This is a genomic window from Paenibacillus sp. FSL H8-0079 (genome assembly GCF_037991315.1).
Lineage (GTDB): Bacteria > Bacillota > Bacilli > Paenibacillales > Paenibacillaceae > Paenibacillus.
Genome location: NZ_CP150300.1, coordinates 2271483 through 2297256, shown reverse-complemented (window position 1 = coordinate 2297256; position 25774 = coordinate 2271483). Strand labels below are relative to the sequence as shown.

The 25774-nt window shown below is 44.8% G+C and carries 26 protein-coding genes, 1 tRNA gene and 1 riboswitch; of the genes, 7 read left to right on the top strand and 20 right to left on the bottom strand.

From position 1 onward, the window contains the following. Window positions 1-120 precede the first annotated feature (120 nt). Complete coding sequence (locus tag MHI06_RS10480; RefSeq protein ID WP_340401416.1) at window positions 121-906, top strand: N-acetylmuramoyl-L-alanine amidase; 786 nt, start codon at window positions 121-123, stop codon at window positions 904-906. Here MHI06_RS10480 and MHI06_RS10475 read toward each other — a convergent pair. After that, the gene (locus tag MHI06_RS10475) at window positions 881-1720 is read right to left on the bottom strand and encodes a divergent polysaccharide deacetylase family protein (protein WP_340401415.1); all 840 of its coding nucleotides are present in this window, start codon (window positions 1718-1720) and stop codon (window positions 881-883) included. The two genes, MHI06_RS10480 and MHI06_RS10475, sit on opposite strands and share 26 nt — an antisense overlap. 326 nt (window positions 1721-2046) lie before the next feature. Between MHI06_RS10475 and MHI06_RS10470 the strand changes: the two genes are divergently transcribed. Continuing rightward, window positions 2047-3726 carry a carbohydrate-binding protein gene (locus tag MHI06_RS10470; RefSeq protein WP_340401414.1) on the top strand — a complete coding sequence of 560 codons (1680 nt, stop codon included), beginning with the start codon at window positions 2047-2049 and terminating at the stop codon, window positions 3724-3726. An 83-nt stretch (window positions 3727-3809) separates the two neighbouring features. Here the strand turns inward: MHI06_RS10470 and MHI06_RS10465 are convergent. Further along, window positions 3810-3893: transfer RNA gene (locus MHI06_RS10465), tRNA-Leu, on the bottom strand. A 178-nt stretch (window positions 3894-4071) separates the two neighbouring features. Continuing rightward, complete coding sequence (pelA, locus tag MHI06_RS10460) at window positions 4072-5034, bottom strand: pectate lyase (protein ID WP_340401412.1); 963 nt, start codon at window positions 5032-5034, stop codon at window positions 4072-4074. Window positions 5035-5453: 419 nt separating this feature from the next. Next, window positions 5454-5585, top strand: a riboswitch (cyclic di-AMP (ydaO/yuaA leader). A 5-nt stretch (window positions 5586-5590) separates the two neighbouring features. Here pelA and MHI06_RS10455 point away from each other — a divergent pair. Together MHI06_RS10455 and MHI06_RS10450 are read left to right on the top strand one after the other, a co-directional pair. Further along, entirely contained in the window at window positions 5591-6055 is a 465-nt protein-coding gene (locus MHI06_RS10455) for a C40 family peptidase (protein WP_124113963.1), read from the top strand. Window positions 6056-6181: 126 nt separating this feature from the next. Continuing rightward, window positions 6182-6880: a hypothetical protein gene (locus MHI06_RS10450; RefSeq protein WP_340401411.1), complete on the top strand. Its 699-nt coding sequence runs from the start codon at window positions 6182-6184 to the stop codon at window positions 6878-6880. 73 nt (window positions 6881-6953) lie between these two features. On the opposite strand, the gene MHI06_RS10445 is transcribed toward MHI06_RS10450, so the two are convergent. From MHI06_RS10445 to MHI06_RS10430, 4 genes are all read right to left on the bottom strand, one after another. Next, entirely contained in the window at window positions 6954-7283 is a 330-nt protein-coding gene (locus MHI06_RS10445; RefSeq protein ID WP_340401410.1) for a carboxymuconolactone decarboxylase family protein, read from the bottom strand. Window positions 7284-7425: 142 nt separating this feature from the next. Continuing rightward, window positions 7426-7644: a hypothetical protein gene (locus MHI06_RS10440; RefSeq protein WP_264929565.1), complete on the bottom strand. Its 219-nt coding sequence runs from the start codon at window positions 7642-7644 to the stop codon at window positions 7426-7428. 119 nt (window positions 7645-7763) lie between these two features. Next, window positions 7764-8093, bottom strand: coding sequence for a hypothetical protein (locus tag MHI06_RS10435; protein ID WP_024629266.1), 330 nt, complete (start codon window positions 8091-8093; stop codon window positions 7764-7766). Window positions 8094-8190: 97 nt separating this feature from the next. Then, window positions 8191-8772, bottom strand: coding sequence for a xanthine phosphoribosyltransferase (locus MHI06_RS10430; protein ID WP_062833667.1), 582 nt, complete (start codon window positions 8770-8772; stop codon window positions 8191-8193). Window positions 8773-8976: 204 nt separating this feature from the next. On the opposite strand from MHI06_RS10430, the gene MHI06_RS10425 reads away from it, so the two are divergent. After that, on the top strand, window positions 8977-10032 hold the full coding sequence (locus MHI06_RS10425) for a hypothetical protein (protein ID WP_169478597.1): 1056 nt from the start codon (window positions 8977-8979) through the stop codon (window positions 10030-10032). Between the two features lie 133 nt (window positions 10033-10165). Here the strand turns inward: MHI06_RS10425 and MHI06_RS10420 are convergent, their stop codons facing one another. The 6 genes from MHI06_RS10420 to MHI06_RS10395 all read right to left on the bottom strand — a co-directional run bounded on the left by MHI06_RS10420 (window position 10166) and on the right by MHI06_RS10395 (window position 16687). Next, on the bottom strand, window positions 10166-11296 hold the full coding sequence (locus tag MHI06_RS10420) for a glycosyltransferase family 4 protein (RefSeq protein ID WP_340401409.1): 1131 nt from the start codon (window positions 11294-11296) through the stop codon (window positions 10166-10168). Between the two features lie 307 nt (window positions 11297-11603). Then, window positions 11604-12152 (bottom strand): GNAT family N-acetyltransferase, encoded by a 549-nt coding sequence (locus MHI06_RS10415; RefSeq protein ID WP_340401408.1) that lies wholly within the window; start codon window positions 12150-12152, stop codon window positions 11604-11606. A gap of 106 nt (window positions 12153-12258) precedes the next feature. Further along, entirely contained in the window at window positions 12259-13299 is a 1041-nt protein-coding gene (locus MHI06_RS10410; RefSeq protein ID WP_340401407.1) for a hypothetical protein, read from the bottom strand. 97 nt (window positions 13300-13396) lie between these two features. Then, the gene (locus MHI06_RS10405; protein ID WP_062833662.1) at window positions 13397-14200 is read right to left on the bottom strand and encodes a Cof-type HAD-IIB family hydrolase; all 804 of its coding nucleotides are present in this window, start codon (window positions 14198-14200) and stop codon (window positions 13397-13399) included. A gap of 46 nt (window positions 14201-14246) precedes the next feature. Further along, on the bottom strand, window positions 14247-14993 hold the full coding sequence (locus MHI06_RS10400; protein WP_340401406.1) for a pseudouridine synthase: 747 nt from the start codon (window positions 14991-14993) through the stop codon (window positions 14247-14249). Then, entirely contained in the window at window positions 14990-16687 is a 1698-nt protein-coding gene (locus MHI06_RS10395) for an RsmB/NOP family class I SAM-dependent RNA methyltransferase (RefSeq protein ID WP_340401405.1), read from the bottom strand. The genes MHI06_RS10400 and MHI06_RS10395 overlap by 4 nt, the downstream gene beginning before the upstream one ends. A 221-nt stretch (window positions 16688-16908) precedes the next feature. On the opposite strand from MHI06_RS10395, the gene MHI06_RS10390 reads away from it, so the two are divergent. Then, window positions 16909-17457, top strand: a complete 549-nt coding sequence (locus MHI06_RS10390; RefSeq protein WP_340401404.1) for a thioredoxin family protein — start codon at window positions 16909-16911, stop codon at window positions 17455-17457. 130 nt (window positions 17458-17587) lie between these two features. On the opposite strand, the gene MHI06_RS10385 is transcribed toward MHI06_RS10390, so the two are convergent. From MHI06_RS10385 to MHI06_RS10375, 3 genes are all read right to left on the bottom strand, one after another. Next, window positions 17588-18070 carry a DUF309 domain-containing protein gene (locus MHI06_RS10385; protein ID WP_340401403.1) on the bottom strand — a complete coding sequence of 161 codons (483 nt, stop codon included), beginning with the start codon at window positions 18068-18070 and terminating at the stop codon, window positions 17588-17590. After that, on the bottom strand, window positions 18057-18872 hold the full coding sequence (locus MHI06_RS10380) for a GTP pyrophosphokinase family protein (protein WP_169478606.1): 816 nt from the start codon (window positions 18870-18872) through the stop codon (window positions 18057-18059). Before MHI06_RS10380 ends, MHI06_RS10385 begins: the two co-directional genes overlap by 14 nt. Before the next feature lie 134 nt (window positions 18873-19006). Then, window positions 19007-20104, bottom strand: coding sequence for a quinone-dependent dihydroorotate dehydrogenase (locus MHI06_RS10375; protein WP_169478607.1), 1098 nt, complete (start codon window positions 20102-20104; stop codon window positions 19007-19009). Between the two features lie 254 nt (window positions 20105-20358). Here MHI06_RS10375 and MHI06_RS10370 point away from each other — a divergent pair, with 254 nt between their 5' ends. Further along, window positions 20359-20496, top strand: coding sequence for a hypothetical protein (locus MHI06_RS10370; RefSeq protein WP_165790049.1), 138 nt, complete (start codon window positions 20359-20361; stop codon window positions 20494-20496). 42 nt (window positions 20497-20538) lie between these two features. Here MHI06_RS10370 and MHI06_RS10365 read toward each other — a convergent pair whose 3' ends face one another. The 4 genes from MHI06_RS10365 to MHI06_RS10350 all read right to left on the bottom strand — a co-directional run bounded on the left by MHI06_RS10365 (window position 20539) and on the right by MHI06_RS10350 (window position 25305). After that, complete coding sequence (locus MHI06_RS10365) at window positions 20539-21981, bottom strand: L,D-transpeptidase family protein (RefSeq protein WP_340401402.1); 1443 nt, start codon at window positions 21979-21981, stop codon at window positions 20539-20541. A gap of 190 nt (window positions 21982-22171) precedes the next feature. Then, window positions 22172-23502, bottom strand: a protein-coding gene (locus MHI06_RS10360) for an IS3 family transposase (RefSeq protein WP_340402059.1) whose coding sequence is annotated in 2 segments (ribosomal slippage) — window positions 22172-23121 and window positions 23121-23502 — 1332 coding nt in all. Because the reading frame shifts where the segments join, the coding sequence is not laid out codon by codon here. 141 nt (window positions 23503-23643) lie between these two features. Next, window positions 23644-23886, bottom strand: coding sequence for a ferredoxin (locus MHI06_RS10355; protein ID WP_169478609.1), 243 nt, complete (start codon window positions 23884-23886; stop codon window positions 23644-23646). 117 nt (window positions 23887-24003) lie between these two features. Further along, entirely contained in the window at window positions 24004-25305 is a 1302-nt protein-coding gene (locus MHI06_RS10350; protein WP_248278015.1) for a DNA polymerase IV, read from the bottom strand. Between the last annotated feature and the right edge of the window lie 469 nt (window positions 25306-25774).

Sequence of the window (25774 nt, the reverse complement as noted above, 5' to 3'; positions counted from 1 at the left end):
AAACATTTTTTTGTTGAAAGGAGTATGAAAACCCTCAGAATGCACAGTCTAATGCCAAAGGTATCCATACAGTCATTAATCTGCATCTGATACCTATTTCATGAAGGAGTGTGTATTCCCATGTATAAGCTGCTGACCGCTTCGGTGGCGTTGCTAATCAGCTTCCATTGCCTTCCCATCCTGCCCGATGTCGCTTATGGACAAACAGCCTATCTTGATTTTGCCGTATCTCAAAGTTCAGCTCAGTCCACTCCGTCCCAGAATAGTCCATCCATGCTACCGGTGACCGATGGAGATGCTTATCGTTCCAGCCATCATGCCTTTGCAGCACCGGTTATCCTGCTCGACGTAGGCCATGGAGGAATTGATGGTGGTACGTCAGCCCAAGGTGTGCTGGAAAAAGATATTAACCTCGCCATTAGCCAAAAGGTGTATCTCCTGCTTCGCAGCAAAGGTTATGCCGTTATCATCAACCGACTTGGGGATTATGCACTTAGTGATGAGAACCGCTGGCTGAACAGCCGCTCCCGTCATACCAGGGATCTTGCCCAACGTAAAAGCCTTAGCGAAGAAGTCAGTACAGATATCGTGGTCAGCATTCATGCAAACTGGAGTCCCAGAGCATCTGCACACGGCCCGGTGGTACTGCACCAGAAAGAAGGCAGAAGTTACTTGCTAGCCCAATCCATTCAGAACGCCATGAACGAATTGTATCGGACTGGGCATGGGGTTGTGTGGGGCAAGCCCTTTTATTTATTGAATTACGTGAAGCAACCTGCCGTCATCGTCGAAACTGGATTTTTGAGTAATGCGGCAGATCGAGCCAGAATGAGTGATCCCGCTGAGCAAAAACGAATTGCCCAATCCATTGCCAATGGCATTATTTATTACCTGTCGGTAGTGTAGGAGCAGCATGCCAGTTCCACACTTCGCGCACCAGATCACCAATACCTACAAACTCAACCTGACCCTGAAGACGGGAGACTGATTCTCGAACCACAGCAGATGTGTTTAACCCCGTATGGCCAACATGACCAATGACAACACACCGATCCTTGTCGATTGCATGCTGAGCTGCCAGATCCATTTGCTTGCGAATGTGCTGCTTGGAGTTTTGATCATCCAGAAAAACGTCATTCCCTACAGGTGGCATATTTTTGGATATCGCAAGTTCCCCCACCACGGAGCGAAAATTTGTACGGCTGTCTACAAAAAAGAGGCCCCTCTCCTTGCAAACGTCGAGCACAATTGACATGATGCGTTTGTCGGAAGTGATTTTAGAACCCATATGATTGTTCATGCCAATGGCGTGGGGTACATCATCAATCGCTTTCTCCACGCGTTCCCGTACTTCTTCATCCGTTAGATTGGATGTGATTGCACCCGGGCCCAGCCACTCAGGTCTTCCTTTCTTGGGTTCCATGGGCATGTGCACGATCACATCCATTCCCTTTTCATGTGCAGCTATCGCATCTTTCTTCGTTGTTGGCAAAAAAGGCATCACCGCTACCGTCAGTTTAACTGGTATCGCCAGGATCTCTGCTGTTCCCTTCATGTCATTACCGACGTCATCAATAATAATCGCCATCCGTTTATGATTCGATGGGGACTCAGAAGCTGCGGCTGCAGACCCTCCTGCCGAAACACCAACGTAGATCACAACCAAAAATGTCATGCAAATGGCCAAAAATCGATAATGCTTTCTCTTTTCCTTCATCATGATTCCCTCCCCGTAGATCTGTGTTCTCATTGTTTGATAATGAAGGGAGTTATATGTAAGCCAAAGCCTTCCTTAAATATCAACATGCCTCCGTTGGATAACTCCACTTCTTATGTGCATCAAAATAGATATTATTTAGAAAAAACACTGTAATTTGTCAGGTTTTCAGTTTAGGAATAATTTAGTAGAATCAACAAATGAAAGAAGCTACAGTGCTGTATATCTTTCCTATGATTTATGGAAGGAGGTTTTGAAAGGGGTTACATAAATTGAATACCAGACCATCAGCTATTCTACTATTGGTTATTTAGAGGAGGATGAAAGTAGTGAAATTCAAATTAAAAAAGTCGATTAACCTTTTATTGGCCTGCTTAACAGCTCTTCCCCTTATGCTTAGTCCTACACAAGTTTCGGCTGCAAGTGATGCCACGATTAATTTATCTTCTGAAAAACAGCTTATTCGTGGTTTTGGTGGTATCAACCACCCCGCTTGGATCGGTGACTTGACAGCAGCTCAACGAGAAACTGCTTTTGGCAATGATCAGAACCAGTTAGGCTTCTCCGTACTCAGAATCTACGTCGATCCAGACCGAAATAACTGGTCTCGTGAGGTTGCCACAGCCAAACGGGCTATCGAAAAGGGCGCTATCGTATTTGCATCCCCATGGAATCCTCCGAGCGACATGGTTGAAACGTTCAATCACAATGGAGATACCAATGCCAAACGCCTGAAGTACGACAAGTATACTGCATATGCACAGCATCTTAATGACTTTGTAACCTACATGAAAAATAACGGCGTGGACCTCTATGCCATTTCGGTACAAAATGAGCCCGACTATGCACACGACTGGACCTGGTGGACACCTCAGGAGATCCTTCGTTTTATGAAAGAGAATGCAGGCTCCATTCAAGGTACAAAAGTGATGGCACCCGAGTCATTCCAGTATCTCAAAAACATATCTGACCCCATTCTGAACGACCCGCAGGCACTCGCTAATATGGACATTCTGGGAGCACACACATACGGGACCCAGATCAAAGATTTTGCATATCCACTCTTCAAGCAAAAAGGCGCCGGTAAAGAACTCTGGATGACTGAAGTCTATTATCCGAATAGCGATAGTAACTCCGCAGACCGCTGGCCCGAAGCGCTTGACGTTTCCTATCACATGCACAGCGCTATGGTCGAAGGGGATTTCCAGGCTTATGTATGGTGGTACATCCGCAGACAGTATGGTCCGATGAAAGAGGACGGAACGATTAGCAAACGCGGTTATAATATGGCTCACTTCTCCAAATTTGTACGTCCAGGCTATCTTAGAGTAGATGCCACCAAGAACCCGGATACGAACACATTTGTTTCTGCCTACAAGGGGGATAACAAAGTTGTCATTGTAGCGATTAACCGAAGCACTTCTGCAACGAGTCAGAAATTTGTTTTGCAAAACGGTAATGCTTCCACAGTATCCTCATGGGTAACCGATAGTAGTCGTAATCTGGCAAGCGGAGCACCAATTACGTTGTCCAATGCAGCCTTTACTGCTCAACTCCCAGCTCAAAGTGTGACCACGTTTGTTGCTAATTTTACGGGCAGTGGTGGTGGCAATACAGGTAGTGGCACGACGTATGAAGCAGAGACAGGAACGACGCTCTCCGATGCTGCAATTGAGATGATCTATCCCGGCTACACAGGCTCAGGGTATATTAATTTCAATGCGTTGACGAACTCGGGCATTCAATGGAATAACATCAACAATACGATAAGCGGCACCAAAAACGTAAAGTTTCGTTATGCGTTGGAAAGTGGCACCCGTAACCTTGATGTTTTCGTGAATGGAACCAAAGTGATCAGCAATACCCCATTTTCTGCAACGGGTAGCTGGTCCACCTGGGGTGAAAAAACAATTCAAGTACCCATGAACTCGGGAACCAATACCATTAAAGTAGTCACGACCGGTACTGAAGGTCCGAATATCGATAGTATCCAGGTGTCCGCTCAGTAACTCATTTGACGATACAAGTTGTTTATGTACAAAACAAAAAGGTTCCTCGAAGGCGTTAGCCTAACGAGGAACCTTTTTTTCGATGCGGTCGAGAGGACTCGAACCTCCACGGGGGTTAGCCCACACGGACCTGAACCGTGCGCGTCTGCCAATTCCGCCACGACCGCATAATATGTATCTCCGTGATATGTATCTCGGCGACAAGAAATAATATATCATGTGCAATCTATCGTGTCAACACTGAAAGTAATAACAATAAAGCCCGAACCAGACGTCCTTGTCTGGTTCGGGCTTTACTTATCGTTACTAGGGATTAACTCTATGAAACCTGAGGCTTATTACGAATTACAGCTTGGAAGGCCAGTTGCCATACCATGCATAACCGCCTCTTCTTTCTTTATCAATATCACTTAATTTGTATCTAACTACCCCGTCACGACCAATAAAGATCGGTTTATCCGTTCCCACTTCATAGAAGCGAGCCCAGATCGGTGCAGCTTTGGAATCAGCGATAATTTTGCTGTCTCCGTTTGCTCTTTCATACTTGTAGCCTGTAATTTTCACTTTGTTAAACCAAGCCTCAGCTGCTTTAATGGATGCTGTAATTTTAGCGTTAGCAGGTCTGGTTTTGAGGAATTTAACAATCGTTACACTCTCTCCAGCCGTCAACGAGGGTACTTCATAGATTCTTGCGCTTGCCGGTTTAAGGGAACTGGAATCATGTTGTTGTCCCCATACTGTCAGCTTACCGCCTGCAACGACCTGTGTATTCAGAATCGCATCCACACCTTTGGCAACTGAATTTTTACTACGGTTAGCAAGTGTGCTGTCGATAAACGAGAAGTCACCTTTGCGTGTTGCTACTTCATCCAGCATGATCATTACATTAATCATCGCATCATCATTGTAAGTGATGTGTTTGTGATATCCCGAGCTTTGGTAGACTTGTGGCCATCCGCCGTTTGAATACTGCATGTTGATCAAAAAGTTAATTCCTTTGATTGCAGCTGTGGAATAACGCGGATCATTGGTCTTTTTGAATTCCTTCGCCAATCTTCTAATTTCTGAGTATGTAGCCTTGTTGTCAATGGTGGACTTCGCCCATTCTCCACTTGTTTGTTTATAGTCTTTTCTCCAACCTCCATCTGGCCGCTGGTTCTTCAGAATATCAGAAATACTTGCTGTCGTACCTGTTGCATCAGCAGCTGACACCGTTGTTACAGGAAGAACCACCATTCCAACTGCTGAGAAGACCATCGTGCATGCCAGAATAAAAGTAACTATTTTTTTTGCTTTCAAAGATAACACTCTCCTATGTTTGTTTTTATAAATCTCCCACTTCTACCTTACTTATGATACTAGTCCCTTAACCTCCTTTATTTGAATTTATAACACAATAAAATCAATTTTCACCCAATATGTGGATCGGATAAGAAGATAATATGCAAAAAATCGATTTTTGTCAATATATGCAACTTAATGAATATAATCTCTTAAATTGAACATTACGGAATAGTTCTTTTAACTCATGACAAACCTATTTATTTGTCCAAAATCGTCTTAAGCGAATCAATAATGACGTTTTTGTCATGAATGATACCCAAACTTGATCCCTGCTTTCATATAAAAACCGTAATTCCGCTAACATTGAGGTATTACGAAGGGGTTTAAATGGGTTTGACAATTACGCATTTATGCAATATAGTTTCAAATAGTTACAAAAACTTAATTATTCATTGCCGAGTTTCATGTTTGAAAACGGGGGAACCATTTTGGGTGAATTATTCTTATACATAGGAAATATAGGGAACCTTCTACCGAACCCTTAGCTAACTCCGTAGGCATCGAAGGGAGAACATTGATTTTGAAAAAACTGATTATCTCCATTTTTGGAGCAGCTGTACTATTTACATCCGGGGCTACAAGCACAGAGGCAAGCAGTATCAACTCCGTAGTGAACAACATGACAGGTATACCTTACAAGTGGGGTGGCACGACTGTAGCCGGCTTCGACTGTTCCGGGTTTATGAGATATCTTTTCAACAAATACAGCATTGAATTGCCACGTACTTCGCAGCAGCAAGCCAAAGCAGGTACTCCGGTATCCAAAAGTAACATTCGCACAGGTGATCTGGTGTTCTTCAATACGATGGGCAAAGGCATTTCACATACAGGTGTATATATTGGCGGCGGACAATTCGCACATGCCTCCAGTAGTAAAGGCGTAAGCATTACTAAGTTATCGAATCCATACTTCAATGATCGCTACGTGACAGCACGTCGGGTAACTGGACAATTTATGTACGATAAAATGTTGGGTAAAATGTAATTCATACACTAAAAGGCATCGGTTTATAACCTGATGCCTTTTTTGTTTAACCATTTTTTGTCTTCAACTGCTTTCTTAAACAATGTAAAATATTTTAGGGAAATAAAACGGAGATGAGGAGAACAATTGAAAAAGATCATGTTAATTTTAACCTTCTTTATGCTAGTACTAGCAAGTTTAGGATGTAGTAGTGAAACAGTTAAAGATTTCAGAGAAGTTTCTTGGGGGAGTAAAATAAACAAGGTCATTTCATCTGAAGAAAAAAACGGAAACACAAACTATGAAGAAAAAGTACATAATGATCATGAAAAAAGTATTAATTATTCCGATGTGGTGGTTCTGGGTAAGACAGTAGACGCAGAATACACCTTTACTAATTTATTGGATAATGAAGGAATATCAGAAAAAATAGAAGATAACAACAAATTGCGCGAGGAACTTGATAACGTAAATACGACAGATGCAAGAAAAGACGAGATACGAAAGACATTGGATGAGCAATTAGAGGACATGATGAAACAAGCATATGAATATCCTTTGGACGATTACTTACTGATTGAAGCAAGTTACGATTTTGGCACTTTAACTAATCCGGAGTCTGATGAAATTTTGGAAGAGCTTACGAACAAATATGGTAAACCAGAGCTCGAAAGCTATAATAACGCTTTTATTTATATTTGGACCAGTGACCGATCCACCATTGAATATCGGACTAAATCATCATTAATAAATTATAAGGCACGCTATTCTGTAATGGAAATATTTGCGGACGTGGACAAATACAATAAAACACTTAACAGTAAAACAAGTAAAGATGAACTTTAAATAAAACATGGTCATACTCCTGTAACTAACAGGGTATGACCATGTTTTATTTTTCACATTATTTCCTTAAGACTTACTGCAACGCCTTCTGCACTCGCAACGCGCCCTGAGACAGGGCATGTCCGCCTCCAACAGCTCCAGCGACGGCAACGGTCTCCATGATTTCCTGATCTGTAGCGCCCTTAGCACGGGCTTCTTCTACATGGTAGAAGGTACATACCTCATTGTTGGCGAACAATCCAATGCCGAGTGCAATCAGCTGTTTTGTCTTCGCATCAATCACGCCAGGCTGAAAACATTCTCCAGTAAACTCATGATACGAATTTACCACTCCTGGCAGCACATCGCTTAATGCTCCAATCTGATCCTTGTAGGCATGAACTTTATCATTCATCAATGTCATGGCTTGTAGCACACCCTCTCGGCTATAGTTACAGATTATCCTCACTGTACCTATCTTCTCTCCCGAGTGAGCCAATTATGCCAAGAAATCATGGTAATTCCAAACAATTAAACGTTCATGGTTCTGCCGTGACTATAAGTGGTTACTCACTAAGTGCACTCTGGCGCGGCTCGCTGAACAACTGATATCGGTAACTGCGATCCAGCTTGACGACACGTCGATTCTGCCGCCGGATAAGTACCTGCTCGCCATCCCAGGCAACCACAATCCCGGTCACATCGTTCGATTCCAGCTCGTCCCGTACTACTCTTACTTTCTCACCTGACAGACGCAGGGCGTCCAATTCTGTATCACTAATCATGTTCATGGCTCCTATATTCCAAATTTATTTACAAAAAGAGACCTAAATGAAATGTCATTTAGGTCTCACGTGACTGTATTGGACTGTCATGTCATTCGAAATTATGTCCCGACTGAGAGTTACCGCTGCGCGTGCTCTTTGCTGTCGTTCTTCTCGAACCAAAAATCAAGCACTTTGGCGGACATCACACGTTCTTCAAGGTACTCCACTTGATGCGGTGTAAATTGTTCTTTCCAAGAGAAGGACAACTCTTCGCACAAGCCTACAATCGTCAGTAATTCTGACCAGGCAACATAGCGTTTGTACCAGAAAAATTGAGGATGTTCAATCATATAGGGATAAAGGTCATCGAATTCCGTATGTTTACAATCCAGGGCACGTTCAAAATGAACTTTCGATTCCGCCAGCTTATCAATGAAAAATTGTTCTGTTGCCGGTTGGTTCCCCATGGTGTTGCCTCCTCTCCCTAACATAACCCCATTATAAATGAAATCCGCGGTCATGCAAAGGCATAGTTCAAAAAATAGGCCCTATTCCTTTAAAATGTCACATTTCGTTATCGTCAAATTGTACTGTTCCATCGTTCAGGGAACGAATACGTACCAAGGCTTCCACCGGAATACCCTGTTCACGAATCGTGCGTGCCCCTGCCTGAAAACTTTTCTCGACCACAACGCCGAATCCGACGAGTTCCGCCCCGGAACGCTCAATAATCTTAATGACTCCACGAGCGGCATCTCCATTGGCGATGATATCATCAATGAACAGAATACGGTCATTCTCATGAATGAACTCGCGGGATACCATAATGTCTGTTACGATTCCTTTGGTAAAGGACGGTACACGTTCACAGTAGGCATCAGGATCAGCCAGAAGCGTTTTTTTGCGACGGGCGAATACAAGCGGCACCCCAAGTTCATGAGCTGCGGCAAAAGCAACGGGAATCCCTGAGGATTCTACCGTAATTACCCGAGTTACTCCACTTTCACGAAACCGTGCAGCAAACTCCCGTCCCATCTCCATCGTCAATGCAGGATCAATCTGGTGGTTCAACAGACCATCCAGCTTCAATACCTGATCCGAGATGACAACACCTTCTTGTAAAATTCGTTGTTTTAATACTTCCATGATTTGACCTCCCAAGCCTATCCTATGAGGTAAAAGTATCATATATCTATCTATAAGTTCAAGCGAAATTGCCCGAGGGCTGTCCTTAAGATGTAATTCCGGCCAGAGCTTGCTATCGATTGTCATGTCTTTCGTGGGTCAAGCATACCTTGTACCATGGTACCCGCATGTCCAAACTATACAGGGGCCTGAGAGGGGAAACACATGAAACAGGCATTTCGGGTGCTGCAGATCGCATTTACATACATCGGAACGGTTGTCGGAGCCGGCTTCGCCACAGGGCAGGAAATATTGCAGTTTTTTACCCAGTATGGCAAATGGGCCACCATCACCATAGGCTTATCCACCATGCTCTTTGTCTGGTTAGGTACCAAAATGATGCTGATTGCTCACGATACCGGTTCCCGCTCTTATGAGGATCTGAACAAACATTTATTCGGCCACAAGGCAGGCAAATGGATCACCTGGGTGACCCTTCTCATTCTTATTGGCGTGAACAGTGTTATGCTCGCCGGAGCAGGTTCCGTTTTTGTCGAACATCTGGGTTTACATTATCAGACGGGTCTGATTGTCACACTTGTAGGGACTTATCTGCTTCTTGGTCGGGGCATTCAGGCCATCCTTCAAATGAATAGCATCGTAGTGCCCATGATGCTCCTGTTATCCCTGCTCATGATTACCAGCACACTCCATCATCCAGGTGCTTCCCGATTCATCACACTGACGACAGACTCAAACCCCATTCAGGTGTGGTTGTCTCCACTGCTGTACACTTCATTCAATCTCGTGTTGGCTCAAGCCGTTCTTGTGCCTGTAGGTAACCAGATCCGCAGTCGCAGTGTGCTGAAGTGGGGCGGCGTGCTGGGAGGCATTGGCGTAGGCTTCATGCTGATGGCAGCTCACTTTGCCATGTCAGCACAGATGCCCGGTATCATCCAATTCGAGATCCCGATGGGCAGCATTGCTTTTCAACTTGGATGGGCAGTGCAATCTGTATATGTATCCCTTATTTTCATGGAAATATTCAGTACTTTTGTAGCCGATATCTATGGAATGACCTTACAACTCAGACAACATATACGCGTGCATCCCCGTTTCATTACATTAACCATTATGCTGTTGTGTTACTCACTCAGTCAGTTTGGATTCAGTTCTCTGCTATCCATTCTGTACCCTATCTTCGGAAGTATGGCACTAATCTGGGCTGCCAAATTGGTGCTCAACCGCTGGGGCGCCTTTCGTGGACGCAACAATACATAAACTTTACGGTTATGTATTTCATGAATATGAGCATCATTTGGTTCATGACCATAAGTCATCGCGCTTATTATTTCCTTAAACATGACAAAAAGCCGCTGTATAACACAGCGGCTTGCACTTTTTGCTCTCCGTTTTAAGCTTGGCTAGGGAACTGTAGGTACATCTTTTTCAGCTCATTCACCGATCTGCCGAGCGAGTAATGTGTTTTGGCTTTTTCACACGCCGAACGTGCAAGTTCATAACGGTAAGCCGGGTCCAGCATCACTTTTTCAAGAGCTTCAGCCAGCGCAGAAGGATCTTCTGCCGGTACAAGCAACCCGTTGCTACCGTTCTCAATCTGTTCCGGTATACCCCCTACATCCGTACCCACAAGGGCAAGACAACTCAGTGCCGCTTCAGCAAAGACGGAACCAAATGCTTCTGCCCGTGAAGGAAGTACAAAAATATCAAAGAATGGCATGAATTCCTCAGGGTGCAGTGTATAACCATAGAAGATGGTCTCATTATAGATTCCTAACCGCTGCGCCAATTCTTCCAGATCAGGACGAATCGGTCCGTCTCCAATAATGTGTAACACATAATCATGACCTCGGCCCTTCAGTTCCGCGCAGGCTTTGAAAAGAATATCCAGTCCTTTTGCCGGAACAAGCCGACATACCGTGACCAGCTGTGGTATGGCATTATCATGTGGAATTGGCTTAAACCGCTTCTCATCGAATCCATTGGGGATCACACCGATGATATCGGATTCCTTCACGTAGGGAGCCAGATAACGACGGAACGAATCCGACACCGTCAAGAGGCGCTCTGCCTGGTGCTCCAGCTCACCGTATATCGCAAGCAGGAATCGATGTTCTGGTCCATCCGTTTCAATACGTCCATTAAGAATTAATTCTCGTTCATAACTGGAGTGAATCGTCTGAATGAGGGGTGTATCCGGGAAAACCGTTTTCATCGCGAGTCCTGCAATCGGGTGGTGGGCATGGATCAGATCATAGGGCTTCTGAATGCGCAGTTTGGTCCACCATAGATAATCACGATAGGTTTGAATATATTTCTGGACAACAGGACTATCCTGATATTCGGTCCAATCAAATGTTTGGAACTGAACTTCCTCTCTGCCCTTGTTGCGAATTCGTTTCGGCAACGAGAACAGATCCATTTCCCACCTCGGGGTTGTAAACCTCTCCTGCATATACGGAATCATAGAGGATACACCTCCGGGCTGCTCCGGAGGAAAGAAAAGCGCCTGCAGCAATTTCACCGTTAGTTTCCCCCTTTCTAGCTTACGTTCTTTCAATGCATCTACATCCATGATATATCAGAACATATGTTCAGTAAAGATCTAAAATGAGAATCCCTCTCAATTGGACTATCCTCTATCCAATGCTCATCCCTTTATTTTGTCTGAGTACTACTCTATTCTCCATTATGACATAGGGAAGCCGGAACATCCAAGTCGTATATACAACATATTCACGAATAGTGCCCCTCAGAAGTAAAAGCCGCGATCCCTCCGTCAATCTCACGGTTGTCTGAACGTAAATCATCGGATAACCATAGCCAGCATTTCACCTTAACATCTCTACTGGCTTCTCATATGTGCTGAAACCATCGGTCTCTCCCAAAAAAGTATAACCGTTCCGCGCATAAAAGGCGTTCAACGTCGCGTTGCTCGCTCCGCAGTCCAAGCGGACCGTATGTTTGCCTTCAAACTGTATGCCGCTACTGGACCATTGCAATATCGATCGCCCCAGACCGCCCTGAGCATATTTTCTTCGAATCGCCAGTCGATGCAGATAGATTACGCCATCCTCCGTGTGAGCTTTTGAACCCCAGAGTTGAACATCCCACGGGCTTGGCTGAACCATAAGGATGACCATGCCCGCTACGTCCGCTCCTTTTTTGAAAATAAACACATCCCCACGCCGAATTGCCCCTGCCGTATCATGTGAATCTTCTCCTTTAAGCAAGCCGTTCCACTGCGAAGACCCTTGGCTCTGTAGCCATTCGGCCGTCTCCACCAGCAGCGAGATCACATCCTCCGTATCTTCAGGCTTCGCCTGAACAGCATGAAAACCATCGTTAATATATTCGCTACTAATCCTAAATGAGTGCATGATTGTTCTCCTCCGCTTCCTGATCTCTATTAAACTAATGGTACTATAACGGGAAATGAATTTTTCGTCAAAATGAAAACAAAAAAAGGTAAAAGGCAACTGCCTTTTACCCATCTATTCTGGCTTCATCAATAATCTGATTTCGATATAACATCGTAAGGTGTAGCGTATCAAACTCCATTTCCTTATCCAACTCCTGCATCAGCACTTCGACCAGGCTCTTTCGCTGCACACTGGTTCCGGGAACCTCGTAATCGATGTATCCCGTCAGATCAGAATGAGAAGTGTCTATGGTTGCTGTTCCCACAGGCAATCCACCACGCTCCTGAAGAAACAGCTCATATACCCGGAACTCCCGATCCTTACGTTTCAGCATGACATAACATGCTTCTTCGGCAGCTTCCAACTCATTCAGGTCCGATTCATTCGTATCCTCAAACTCCTCGGAGAAATCGCGATGTATCCACTCTAACGCCTCGAGTTCGTTGCCCTGATGCCACATGCGGATCGTAATCGTATCGATGATATCCTCATCCAGTTCTCTGACCAGCAACTCTGCCGCGGCTTCCAATTGATTCTCTTCGGGCTCGTCATACCAGTGTATTTCACCTTGCGCATCGGCACCATATTGTTTTAAGGAAGCTTCCGCAAGTTCCTGCCCATCCACATCATTGAATATATACGTTGATATGCTTCGTCCGGCACTTACCATTTCCATCTCCAGAACATGATCCCGATCTTCATATGTAAACGATTCGGCTTGTGAACCAGGGATTACCTTAACCTCACTGCTGTCTATATCGTCATAACGTTCCTCGTCATGAACCATGTCTTCGGATGACCATGCGGTCTCTGACTCAGGCTTGTGCAGAACCGAATGTAGTGAACCACAACTGACCAGCACTTCATAATATGCAGCTTCCAAAGCATCTGCAAGAGAACGGACATAGGCATGCACTTTTTCCACGATACGTTCTTCTGTATTATCTGGCAGAGACTGCTGCTCGATCTGAAGACTACCAGATAAGCGATCTCCTTCTCTATATACAAGGAACAGTGAGCCTGCATATTGACCATTGACCATCACATCCTGCACTTCTCCACCTGATGTACGCAGGTCAGTAACCAATTCCACATCATGTTTCATTACCTGTCCTCCTCCATTCCTAACGTTATTCTCTTAGGATACCCCTGAGGACGGTAGATTATGAGGGAAGCGTGCATTTCAAATATAAGATGTAAGGTTAGACGGATAACACATACTTTTGGATTGCGTGTGCCACACCCTGCTCGTTATTGGAGAGTGTCACCTCGTCCGCAGCAGCTTTCACCTCATCCGGTGAGTTATCCATAGCGATGCCTTTACCAGCAAAAGTCAGCATCGTAATATCATTGAAGTAGTTGCCAATCGCCATGATCTCCGAAGGCAAGATTCCCTTGGATTCGGCAAGCCGTTTGAGCGCAGCGCCTTTGGACGCTTCAGGATGCATCAGATCAATAAAAAAGTCACCACTCCGCGTCATATAATAAGGCAGATTCCAGGTAGACCACTCTTGCAGTACTGCATCCATCTGTTCAATCGGACCAAATGCAGTGAATTTGGCCAGTGGCTCTGTCATGTCAACCCACTTGGGTAGCTTCAGTGGCTCCGCCAAAAAGTTGTAGTACATCTCACGCACCTGCAACCCCAAACCTTCCGGTTGATCCACATACAGACCAAAAGCCGTATTGATATCAAAATGCACGCCATTGGTCCGACAGTAATCGATGATCGGCTCCAGTCCTTGTCCATCTAATGCAAAATGATGAACCACCTCACGGGTATCCACTTGTGCCGTTACGGCACCATTATGTGTAATCACATATCCATCCAGTCCCATCTGCTCCATAAAAGGAATCGTGTTCGCAGGACCTCTGCCTGAACACAGAACGATCTCTGCTCCCTGACGGGAAGCACGGATCAAGGTCTCCTGAGTCCATTCGGTAAGTTCATGATGATCATTCAGTAGTGTTCCATCTACATCAAGCGCAATTAATTTATAGGTCATTTCAGCTTCATCCTCATTTCTGTAGTAATCGCACCCAACCAAATCCTTACTTCCGCAGAAGGCTCAACTCATCTACGGTTAGTTCACGATAGCTTCCGATCGCAAGATCCGAAGCCAGTTCCAGATCACCCATGGCTACCCGTTTCAGATAGATCACTCGCTTGCCTACTGCCTGAAACATACGCTTCACCTGATGAAACTTCCCTTCGTGAATAATGAGTGAGATCGACGAGATCGTGCCTTCTTCCGTTTCTTCCTGACCGAGTATAGTCAGTTCGGCAGGTAATGTCTCGTATCCGTCATCCAGCTGTATCCCAGCTTTGAAACGTAGTACATCATCCTCATCTACGTTACCCAGTACACGAGCTTCATAGGTTTTAGGCACATGCTTGCGTGGAGATAACAGATCATGGGCAAGGGGACCATCATTCGTGAGAATGAGTAGTCCTTCCGTATCCTTATCCAGTCGTCCCACAGGAAACGGATTGAAGACCCGATCCTCTTTGCGCAGTAGATCCAGCACGGTCTTATCTCTGTTATCCTCGGTAGCAGAAACGACACCTGGAGGTTTATGCAGCATCAGATAGATCATCTCCCGATACACAATCCGCTCCCCATCCGCTTCAATGACGTTAACCTCCGGATTCACCTGTACACCGCTGTCTTTCACTGCTTTGCCGTCCACATGGATTCTGCCTTGCTTCACCATCTTTTTAAGTTCACTCCGTGTTCCCACACCCATATGACTCAATATCTTATCTAAACGAAGCGTTTGTTTGCCTTTTCCACTCATACCGATGTCCACCTCCAGCCTGCCGGATATTCATTCTTCAGCACACCATCCAGCCATTTTCCCCAGCCAGCAGCATAACCATCTACACATACAAGAACGTACCCTTTGGCAACCGTATCCGCCTTGAGCACCACTCGTTCTTCTTCAATATTCAACGTTTCACCCTTAAGGTACCTCACGGCTTCGCCATCAGCGGATGACAGATTTACGCTACGCCGTGCTTCAGATGCATTCAAAGCACACGCAAGCGGGTGGGACGGAACAAATCGGCCATTCTTAATCGTGCCCATAAACCAACCTGGACGAATGACTTTCAGTCCCTCCAACCGAGTCGCACCAACCGATGATTGATACACCCGATCTCCATAACATACCGTTTCTCCAGTTAACTCAATCTCCAATTGTTCTTTCATAAACTGAGTGTAGATTGCAACCGGGTCAATACTCGCCTGATCGACTCCGCGTCCCTGCCCCCGTTCCGCTTTACGTCCACCGTAATCTTTACCTTTTTTGCCCTGTCTGCCCGAATTCTTGCCACCACCAGCCTGTCTGTCATGGGACTCTCGGGATTCGATTCGCAACAAACGTTCCTTTTTACGATCAGCCTTGGTCATAGCAATTGAAGAAGCAGCAATAGAGTGATCCTTGTTCCCCTCTACTTCAATCCTGGACACATCCACGACCTGTCCATACTCCATTGCTCCTTCTTTAACTACTCCAGATTGATCTGTTTCCAATCCTTGCCCTGCACGATGCTGCAATACAGCGACGTAATGCCCCTCTCCTTCCAAAAGGTGAGGCCACAATCTTGCGGTGCCACGCGTTTGATCCAGTACAGCTTCCGTCTCTTCTGCCTTCTCTGGCATCATCTGACGTACCCATTCCGGACGTCCTGGAGCAAATCCTGTCTCTTCAGGAATGTCCATGACAATGAAATCACGGTTTACATTCAGGAACTCCGCAATCATCGCTTCATTTTCCTCCGGCGCAAAAGTACATGTTGAATATACAATCGTGCCTCCAGGGGCCAGCAGCCGTGCCGCAGTCTCCAGAATATCCCGCTGCATGAGCACACATTTTTCCACCGAATGATGTTCCCACGATTTCACCATGTCCTCATCTTTACGGAACATACCTTCACCTGAACAAGGCGCATCAATTAATACTTTGTCAAAATAATGAGGGAATGCATTTGCGATCCGCTCGGGCGACTCATTCAACACAACGGCGTTCCGCACACCGTACAATTCCACGTTCTTGGCCAGCGCTTTCGTACGTTCGGCATGGATATCGTTCGTGACAAGCACGCCCTTGCCTTGCAGCTTTGCTGCAATCTGTGTCGTTTTCCCTCCTGGAGCAGCACACAGATCAAGCACGCGATCTCCAGGTTCCACCTGCAATAATTCAACTGGAGCCATAGCACTTGGTTCCTGAATATAGTACAGACCTGCATGATAATAAGGGTGCAGACCCGGTTTAACACCATGAGGTACATAGAACCCTGTCTCACACCACGGAATAGATCTTAGATCAAATGGAGCAATCTCTTCGAATTGTTCCATCGATATCTTCAGCGTATTCACTCTCAGCCCCGCATGTGGAGACTGATCATAAGATTTCATAAATTGTTCAAACTCATCGCCCAGCAAACTTTTCATTCGCTCGGCAAATATCAAAGGTAGCTTTACACCCATATTCCCACTCATCCTGTCTTGGTAAGATTGCATTATCATTTTATTTTATCATATCCAAGCTTTGCTTTCCTATCATATCGTATCTATTCCACTACAGCGTGTAATGTAGTATAATGGCAAGTAGATTGATTCCTGAGCAAAAATTCGGGTGTTTATGCATATTATCCCAAACTCTATTTTTGCCAAAACTATATTTCGATATGATCGATGGGGGATGTCCAATGAAATCCAAGAAGAAAAAGAAAAGTGCTGCGATCCTGATTTTCCTGGGTATTTTAATTATTATGATTGCAGCACTGGTTGTCGTAGACCAGCAATCCAAGAAACAGATGGATTCGGTGGAAAATGCTTATGGCATCGCTGCTTCCAAGCTCAATCCAGCTACACGGGAGCTGCTTAATGATTCAAACTATCAACAAATTATTGTACCAACTGATCTCAAAGCCAAAATTGATAACAAAGATAGCTTCTTTGTTTATTTCTTCGCTTCCGACTGCTCACACTGCCGTGCCACAACTCCTCAGTTGATGCCACTGGTTGACAGTGAAGGTATCGAACTTCCGCAATTCAACCTGCGTGAATTCGAAGCGGGATGGACCGATTACAACATCGAGTTCACGCCTACACTCGTCTATTATGAGGCTGGTGTCGAGAAAGACCGTATGGTTGGCGGACTGCAAGAGAATGGCAGTGACCAAGGCTATACGCTGGATGATTACAAACAATTCTTCCAAAAATATAAAGGCAGTGCCACTCCTTCGGCAAGCTAACGGATAGAATTATGACGCAACAATCAAAAACACCCCGACCTTTTCCTTTACAGGAATCGTCGGGGTGTTTCATATACATGGAACTTCATATCCATGGGATGCTCATTTGAATACTAACACTGATAACGATTCAACTCTTACGCTGATCCATCGCCTTCATCTTCTCTTCGTATATTCGTCCTCTAGTCGGACTCCGACGTTGCGGAATATTAGGCTTCAGTTCAAGCGATCTCCTAAGTATCTCCTGTTCCAGTGCCTCATCAACAATACGTATAGACAAATCCCTGTAAGTCACAGACTGAGCGTCGGGTTCAGACAGTTGCTTCACGATTCCCTCTACTTCCTGTACCAACATCCCAAGGTCAATGCCCAGAGTCGTATCTGGATAAGGTTCCAGAAGATCAACTGAACTCTGTAACATCATGATGCCTCCGCGTAGATTGCCATTTCTAAAGTGGTACAAACCAACCGCAATTTGTAACAATCCTTTATACAGAGAATCCCGGTCCCGCTCAAGCCACAATTCTTCCAGCACCTCATGGCACTCAAAATAATCCTGATCCCGATTGAAGTAGATTAAATAGTCAATGTACAGTGGCTCATAGCTGCTCATCCGGATTTTCGCCCTTTCTGGCGTTGTTCAGAAGTTCTTTCACATCATCCAGCAAGTCTTTGAGTCCTTCCATATCATGTCGTTCCCAGTAATCGTTAAAGCGCTTCTGTGCTTCAATCGCTTCACTGACAAGATGGTAGAAGTACAGTTGATGAATGATATTCAATGTTCTTGACACGATATTCGAATCATCTTCAAAGGCCTTCTGTGCCTCCAGAATTTGCAGACGAATCGCAGACATCTCATTATCCAGTATAAACGCGGCCTCAGCCGTTTTTTTCAGCCTGGTTCTCATCTCATCAGGTAACCCTTCCCGAAACTTGTAACTCAGCGAATGTTCAATGGTAGCCCAGAAGTTCATGGCAAGCGTCCGGATCTGTATCTCGGCCAATACTTTCTTTTGTCCCAGAGCCGTCTGAACGGGATACTCAATAATCATATGAAAGCTGCGATAGCCGCTCTCTTTGAAATTCGTAATGTAATCTTTCTCAATGAGTACCGTGAGATCCTTACGGCCTCGAATATACTCGGCAACCCGACGGATATCATCCACGAACTGGCACATAATGCGGATACCTGCAATATCCTCAATGCCTGTTTCCACGTCATCAAGCGACACATTCAGTCGTCTGGATTTCTCCAGAATACTGGATATTTTTTTGACACGACCGGTAACGAATTCAATCGGGGCATACTCTTCCCGTTTCTTCAGTTCCGCCCGCATTGTCTTAAACTTGACTTTCAATTCCTCTACCGCTTGTTCATAAGGAAGTAAAAATGTACCCCAGTCTCTACCGTCCATGCTTATGCCTCCTGTCTCTATAGCGTCCCCTGTTCTATTCCATTATACATGATGTTTGGTGGGGGGAAGAGTCCCGAACCATTTTACGCTCTTCCATGCTTCTATATTTTCACTCCGGGGATTCACATTCTTTCTTAACGATGTTCCGCACCAACCGCTTCGGAGATATGACGATAACCGTCTTTGCGCAGCAACTCACGCAATCCTGCATGAATACGCCGATTCACCTCAGGTCCTTCATAGATCAATGCTGTATATATTTCGACCAGGCTTGCTCCGGCTTTAATTTTCTCATATGCATCCTCACTTGTGAAAATGCCACCTGAACCGATGATTGGAAGTTTGCCTTCGGTCTGGCGATAGATCTGGCGAATAATCTCCGTTGAACGGTCACGCAATGGTTTACCGCTCAGACCACCTGTTTCCTTCGCATGTTGGTGGGAAAGTCCTGCGCGACTGATGGTAGTGTTCGTAGCAATAATGCCTGCAACGCCACTGTCTGCAATCGTGCGAACCATATATTCAAGTTCCTGATCATTCACATCTGGTGCGATCTTCACCAACACGGATTTGCTCGCTCCACCCGCTCGTGCATGCTGCACGTTCATCTCGTTCATGACCGCAGCGAGCAGTTCCTTCAATTCATTCCCATGTTGCAGATTACGCAAATCAGGTGTATTTGGTGAACTGATATTAACTACAAACAGGTCAGCAACATCGTATAGCGCCTGAATGCACTTCGAATAGTCCAGGTGAGCTTCTTCATTAGACGTTGCCTTATTTTTGCCGATGTTAACAGCTACTGGAATGCGACGATCCTGTAGACGCGCCAACTCACCAGCCATGGCTTCCGCACCGAGATTGTTGAAGCCCATCCGGTTTACCAAAGCCTCATCTGGAGGTAAACGGAACAACCGTGGCTGATCGTTACCTGGCTGTGCAAGTGGCGTCACCGTTCCCACTTCCATGAATCCAAATCCGATGGAAGAAAAACCCGTTACGGCCTGTCCGTTTTTGTCCAGGCCCGCAGCCAGACCGACAGGTGTAGGGAAATGACAACCAAACATGTCAACAGCCAGATCAGACGTTTCACGAACGCCGTACATCACACGCAATCCGGAAGGAACCGGACGGATACTGCCCACGCCACTAAGGCCGCCAATAATCAGATGATGGGCCTGTTCAGGGTCCATTTTGAACAACAAAGGTTTAGCAAGACTTCTGTATAACAAATCACTCACTCCGTTCTGGTCCGGTACGCCAAAAGGCCGTTTGCCGTCTTTTCATATGTAAAAAAACACTCTACACACAAGTCTATCTGTTTCTTATTAAAAAGGAAAGTAGTTTGCGCATAGACAGCACAAATCGAATAATGCAAAATGCTCACAAGAAATCCACTCGCCTACTGGAAATGACGAGTTGAATTCTTTACAATGAGAGCATGGTTACTCTACACCAGTTCTATTCCAATAAGGAGGAATAACTCATGGCTCCCAAACGTAAACCACCTGCATTACAGCAAAAGAAAGAAGAAGTGAATCGCAAAGCCATTGCATGGACAGCAGCCAGTGTAGGCGGCTTGATTATCATCATTGGTGCTCTTATCATTATTGCCAACTTGTAGATGATTCAGGCTGATTCCATCTGATTCTACATATTCAGCAGATCAATTCAGCCAGTGATACGTTTTGTTCGGATTATTCTGCTTTGGAACAAGCGTATGCTGATAACGCTGCTTCGCTTCTGGAACAAGCGTAAGATCTGGCAGCACATCTTCTCCAATGCGTACCGGAGTGCCTTGCGGAGCGAGAGCGAATAACTCTTCTACATCTCCTGTACGCATTCTCACACATCCAAGGGACTCATCCAGTCCGATGCTGTCTGGCTCGTTGGTTCCATGGATGGCATAATTCGTATTCGAGAGTTGCATACCTCTGCTGCCGAACTCTCCGTTCGAGCGTCCATTCGGATTGACCACTTTATCTGAAATGACAAATGAACCTTCCGGTGTTCGATCACCGCCAAGTCCCACATCATACATCCGAATAATGGTATCCCCACTGATTAATGCAAGTTTGTGTTTATCCTTATCAATGACAATCTCAAGTGGTTCCTGCAAAAAAGGCTGACCTCCCAGCGTATCTGCAAACGCGACATTTTTGCCTTGAGACGAATTCGAAGTCGTTGAACCATTCTCTTGACCACTCGAATCGTTCTTCCCTTCCTGTGCCTTTCCTTGATGCAAAGCTAGCAGCTTCGGAAACATCTCGGTCATACCTGGCGCAGTCTCTCCCAGAATATTATTCGGAAATGGCTGGGCCATTTGCGTTACACTCTTGGGCCAAGCGTCATTTTTTTTGCGATAGGCAACGATTGCACTTGATAATGATGCAGCGGCTTCCTGCTTGGCGGTCCACGCCAAGGCCATCTTTTTGATTTTCGGCGTGACTTCAGGAGGTTCACAGTTACATTGCTTGGCATCATAACTTTGTGCAGTTAATTTTCCGCTTGTATTGGTTTGTACTATGTATTTCACAGGCATATTTCTCTTCCATAAAGACCAGTCATCCGAGGTTTGCATACCCAGTACAGCCGAAGTCTCTACTTTTGGGCCTGACCCGGACCAGGCAGCTGCGAGCGCAGCCTCGCCATGGTTGCCTCCACCAAATGCCGCAGCCGTGAACACATTACTTGGCGCAATGGATGCAGTCCCAACCTGTTTATCCGCTTCTACAGGCGCTGCGATATCATCTGTGGATTCCAGTGCGGCTGACAGCGCGTCGACTGCTTCACGACTGAAGCCCGGAGCGTCCGCAGGTGGCATACCTGCCAGCACAAGCAGCATTAATAACGTAAGCCACATTTTGCGTCTACGTTGTTTTTTCTCCTTCTGCTCAGACATCTCCACCAGTTTATCCTGATAGTCCACCCAGATGTCAGCAGGAGCCTTACTACGTTCAAATGCTTCGTAAACCTCGCCCGCTTGCTGGAAACAATAGTTGGCTTTAGCCTCCTGCCCTTCTCCCAAGTACTCCTTTCCGAGTAAGTACCAAGCCATTTTGTTGTCGGGATGTTTCTTGACATATGTTCTTAGATGAGTATTCTGCATCCGATCCTCCACTATTTCGCCTTTTTACGTATATCATTATATATCGGCATAATCAGGCGTTAAATCCATAGGACTTCAGTACCCGGTGGAAAAAATGAGTTTTCGACAAGATCACAGTTGAGTGGAGACAAAAAAAAGCACCTTCCCCTGTCTAAAGTGTACCCTTTGTAAAGGACATTTTGAAAAAAAACTAGGCAACTTGTTGAAGCTGCTGTCTGTATTTTACAGGCGGCAGCTTTTTCAAATTCCATTGCCCTCGATAATGATTATAGTACGTCATATAACTCTTAATTTCTCGTTTTACTTCTTCTAATGTTTCGCATTCTTTGATATTCGTTTCATCCTTAAAATGCCCAAAGAATGATTCTTGGGGAGCGTTATCCCAACAGTTTCCTCGTCGTGACATGGATTGAGTTAACCCCATTTTTTTCACTACGGATTGGAATTGTGGGTTCGTATAATGAAAGCCTTGATCGGAATGGATTAACGCATCTTTTGTGATATGTCGGTGTTTCTTCAATTGATGAAGCGTGTTCAGCGCAATGTCTATGCGTAACGAAGAAGACACTTCATACGCTAAAATCTCATTCGTCTGTGCGTCTTTCATGGTTGATAAATAAGCTCGCTGGTTGCCTTTGTACGTTAAATAGGTGATGTCGGTTAATAACACCTTTCCCGCCTCGCCTGGCTTAAAATTGCGCTGTAATTCGTTTGGACATGTGCGATGTTCTTTCGTTGCTTTTGCCATTCTACGGGCTGGATTAGCCTTTCGAATGGGACAGATGATTTCAAATTTCTTCATGATCCGACGAATCCGCTTCAAGTTGTACGTCATCTTGTACTGATTTTCTAATGTCATTTTAATTTGGCGTGCTCCTTTTTTACGTCCACGGAATCGATAGGCCTTTAAAATCATTTCCTTTACCATCTCATCTGCTTCGGCTTCAGCTATACGCTTTTGCGCTGATTTTTCAGTGAAGTAATTGTAATAACCCGAACGTGATACTTCCATAATATCGCATAGATAGCTGACCAACCGCTTCAATTTATACGTTCTGATCGTCCGATAAATGAGTTCAAACTTCAGCTCTACAGCCACTTTTATTTCTTTTTCAACATCTGCCTTTCGAGTAGATCGAGCTTTTTTAGCAGTTCATTTTCCGCTCGTAACAATTGATTTTTTGCTTCTAATCGTTCAATCTTTTGTTCTAATGTTAATTCACGTTCCGAAGGGCGACCTGAATTCGTTTTACGTGTATCCTGTAAGCCTTCTACACCCGCTTCACGATACGAAGCACGCCAACGTTTTCCAGAAGAACGGACACGCTCTAAACCAATACATTCAACATCTAAGCCCGCTTCTTCAAAAATGTCTCGTGGCAGTTTACCCTGTTCATTTTGTGCAATGAAATGGCGCTTAAATTCATCGGTATACGTAATCGCCTTTTCACTAACAGCGATCACATTTGGATTCCGTTTTAGTTGTTCTTGTTCTTTCTTCGTCAGTAATCTTTTCGTCATAACATTTCCGCTCCAACATCGTTTTTTTTCATTATAAACAAAGTACCCTATAAGATGGGCTTTTTTCAAAGTGTCCATCTTATAGGGTACATTTTAGTCCTTAAGACAAAAGAAAGTGCTCTGTGTTCATAGGAGAAATACTTAGCCTTCTTTATTGAAAGGCTCGTCCGCTACTTTGATGGAATCTGTAGGGCAGCCGTCGCATGCATCCTGCATATCGTCAAACAAGTCGTCTGGAATAGCTTTGACACCATGGTTAGAATCTCCGTCAAAGATAACTTCTGCCAAACCTTCATCATCGTAATCGTAGATGTCAGGAGCCGTTGCTCCACAAGCACCACATGCGATGCATGTGTCTTTTTCAACCCAAGTATATTTACTCATTTACATTCTCTCCTCCTAAAATTCGAAACGTACAGTGTTTTTATCTAGAAACATATTAATACAAAGTAAGAATAATTACAAATCATTTTCCAACCACAAGTCTCTATTATCCCTTATTTAATCAAGACTTTGCAAGTTATCTTTTTGCAGGGAAGTGCCCCGTACTTTATGATTGCGAAGCAGCACGGAAGGATCGTCCCCAAGCATGCCTGCGGTCACAACAGCATTCTCACCAAATTTATCACGTAACTGATCCATAATTCGAATCAAATTGTCCTTCTTGGGCTTCTGCTCATATTCGAACAAGTCCATCTGCACAGCGGACTCTTCTCTTGGAATCAGGTTTTGAAGTGTCACGCCCAGCATGCGTACAGGCTTACCACTGCCCCAATGCTTCGCGAATAATTGACAAGCTTCACGGTAGATGATCGATGCATCCTCCGTTGGGACTTCCATTAAACGTGATCGGGTGATCGTCTTCATATCCGGTGTCCGAATCGTAATCTGAATACCTTGGCTAAACATTTCGTGCTTGCGCAATCTCCTGGCTACCTGGTCACTTATATTGAGGAAAACCCGATGAATATCGTTCATATCCGATACATCCGCCGGTAAAGTGGTCGTATGTCCAATAGATTTATTGGCTTCCCGTTCAGCGTGAACCGCGGAATGGTTAATGCCATTCGCAGAATTTTTGAGCCACGCTCCATTGACTCCGAATAGTTCGGTCAACATGTTCTCATCTGATTTGGCCAATTGACCAATCGTTTCAATGCCCAGTTTCTTCAGCTTTTCAGCCGTTTTTTTACCAATGCCAAACATCTCGTTACATGGCCTATGCCAAAGAATCCGAGGTACGTCCCTCATACGCAAAATGGAGATACCATTCGGTTTTTTCAGATCTGAAGCCATTTTCGCCAATAATTTGTTGGGTGCAATGCCAATGGAACAAGGCAGCCCTAATTCATCCTTGATTCTCCGCTGAATGCTCTCCGCAATCTCCATTGGATTTCCAAATTGCCTTGAGCCTGTAATATCAAGATAACACTCATCAATGGACGTCGCCTCAAGTTGAGGGGTATAACTATACGCAATTTGCATGAAAGCTCTTGAATATTGACGATATAAATGAAAATCAGGACGAATCACAATGAGATCAGGGCACTTTTTCATGGCTTGGTGCACAACCATCCCTGTTGAGATGCCTCGATTACGAGCGACATATGAGCAGGTTACGATTACTCCCTTTCGCAGTTCACTGCTGCCCGCAACGGCCGTTGCTTTTCCTCTATATAAATCTGGTTCCTCGGCTTCATGTACAGAGCAGTAGAAAGCATTCATATCCACATGCAGAATCACCCGTCCGGCTGTAGGGTAGTATTGATCCACATTCGCTGGAGGATTGCCTTCTGAAGACATCATGAACCCCCGCCCTTTCATGCACACTAATTAATGAAAACTAAATTACTTTCTTCTATAGTATATCAAACCCGTTATGATAATTCAGTCACGAGCATTTATTTTCTGCGAGATCTGATCAGAGACCTAATAATTAACCATCCTACACTCACAAAAAATATCAAAGTGATCAGAGCAATAATCGTATTTTCCCATAAAAAAGTCAAAATCACCCCTCCTTTTCTTCCATATATTCCAATTAAAACTCAATAATAGATTATAACATACATCCGGATTATGATTAACATCCTTCTTTTTGCTCTAAAATCCGATAATTGTTACATGAAACTGCGATTTCTATGTAGCATTTGGCTATAATGGTGCTATAATAATTAATTATACAAATTGACGACTTTAGGACAAATCAGCGCATTGAGTTTAACACAGTGTAGCGTTGCCGAATCGAAGGATTCATTCACTAACGTACTTA

Coding starts and splice junctions, on each gene's coding strand:
- MHI06_RS10480 (WP_340401416.1), top strand. CDS start 121: ATGTATAAGCTGCTGACCGCTTCGGTGGCGTTGCTAATCAGCTTCCAT.
- MHI06_RS10475 (WP_340401415.1), bottom strand. CDS start 1,720: ATGATGAAGGAAAAGAGAAAGCATTATCGATTTTTGGCCATTTGCATG.
- MHI06_RS10445 (WP_340401410.1), bottom strand. CDS start 7,283: ATGACATTGATGAATGATAAAGTTCATGCCTACAAGGATCAGATTGGA.
- MHI06_RS10440 (WP_264929565.1), bottom strand. CDS start 7,644: ATGATTAGTGATACAGAATTGGACGCCCTGCGTCTGTCAGGTGAGAAA.
- MHI06_RS10435 (WP_024629266.1), bottom strand. CDS start 8,093: ATGGGGAACCAACCGGCAACAGAACAATTTTTCATTGATAAGCTGGCG.
- MHI06_RS10430 (WP_062833667.1), bottom strand. CDS start 8,772: ATGGAAGTATTAAAACAACGAATTTTACAAGAAGGTGTTGTCATCTCG.
- MHI06_RS10425 (WP_169478597.1), top strand. CDS start 8,977: ATGAAACAGGCATTTCGGGTGCTGCAGATCGCATTTACATACATCGGA.
- MHI06_RS10415 (WP_340401408.1), bottom strand. CDS start 12,152: ATGCACTCATTTAGGATTAGTAGCGAATATATTAACGATGGTTTTCAT.
- MHI06_RS10410 (WP_340401407.1), bottom strand. CDS start 13,299: ATGAAACATGATGTGGAATTGGTTACTGACCTGCGTACATCAGGTGGA.
- MHI06_RS10405 (WP_062833662.1), bottom strand. CDS start 14,200: ATGACCTATAAATTAATTGCGCTTGATGTAGATGGAACACTACTGAAT.
- MHI06_RS10400 (WP_340401406.1), bottom strand. CDS start 14,993: ATGAGTGGAAAAGGCAAACAAACGCTTCGTTTAGATAAGATATTGAGT.
- MHI06_RS10395 (WP_340401405.1), bottom strand. CDS start 16,687: ATGGGTGTAAAGCTACCTTTGATATTTGCCGAGCGAATGAAAAGTTTG.
- MHI06_RS10390 (WP_340401404.1), top strand. CDS start 16,909: ATGAAATCCAAGAAGAAAAAGAAAAGTGCTGCGATCCTGATTTTCCTG.
- MHI06_RS10385 (WP_340401403.1), bottom strand. CDS start 18,070: ATGAGCAGCTATGAGCCACTGTACATTGACTATTTAATCTACTTCAAT.
- MHI06_RS10380 (WP_169478606.1), bottom strand. CDS start 18,872: ATGGACGGTAGAGACTGGGGTACATTTTTACTTCCTTATGAACAAGCG.
- MHI06_RS10370 (WP_165790049.1), top strand. CDS start 20,359: ATGGCTCCCAAACGTAAACCACCTGCATTACAGCAAAAGAAAGAAGAA.
- MHI06_RS10365 (WP_340401402.1), bottom strand. CDS start 21,981: ATGCAGAATACTCATCTAAGAACATATGTCAAGAAACATCCCGACAAC.
- MHI06_RS10355 (WP_169478609.1), bottom strand. CDS start 23,886: ATGAGTAAATATACTTGGGTTGAAAAAGACACATGCATCGCATGTGGT.
- MHI06_RS10350 (WP_248278015.1), bottom strand. CDS start 25,305: ATGTCTTCAGAAGGCAATCCTCCAGCGAATGTGGATCAATACTACCCT.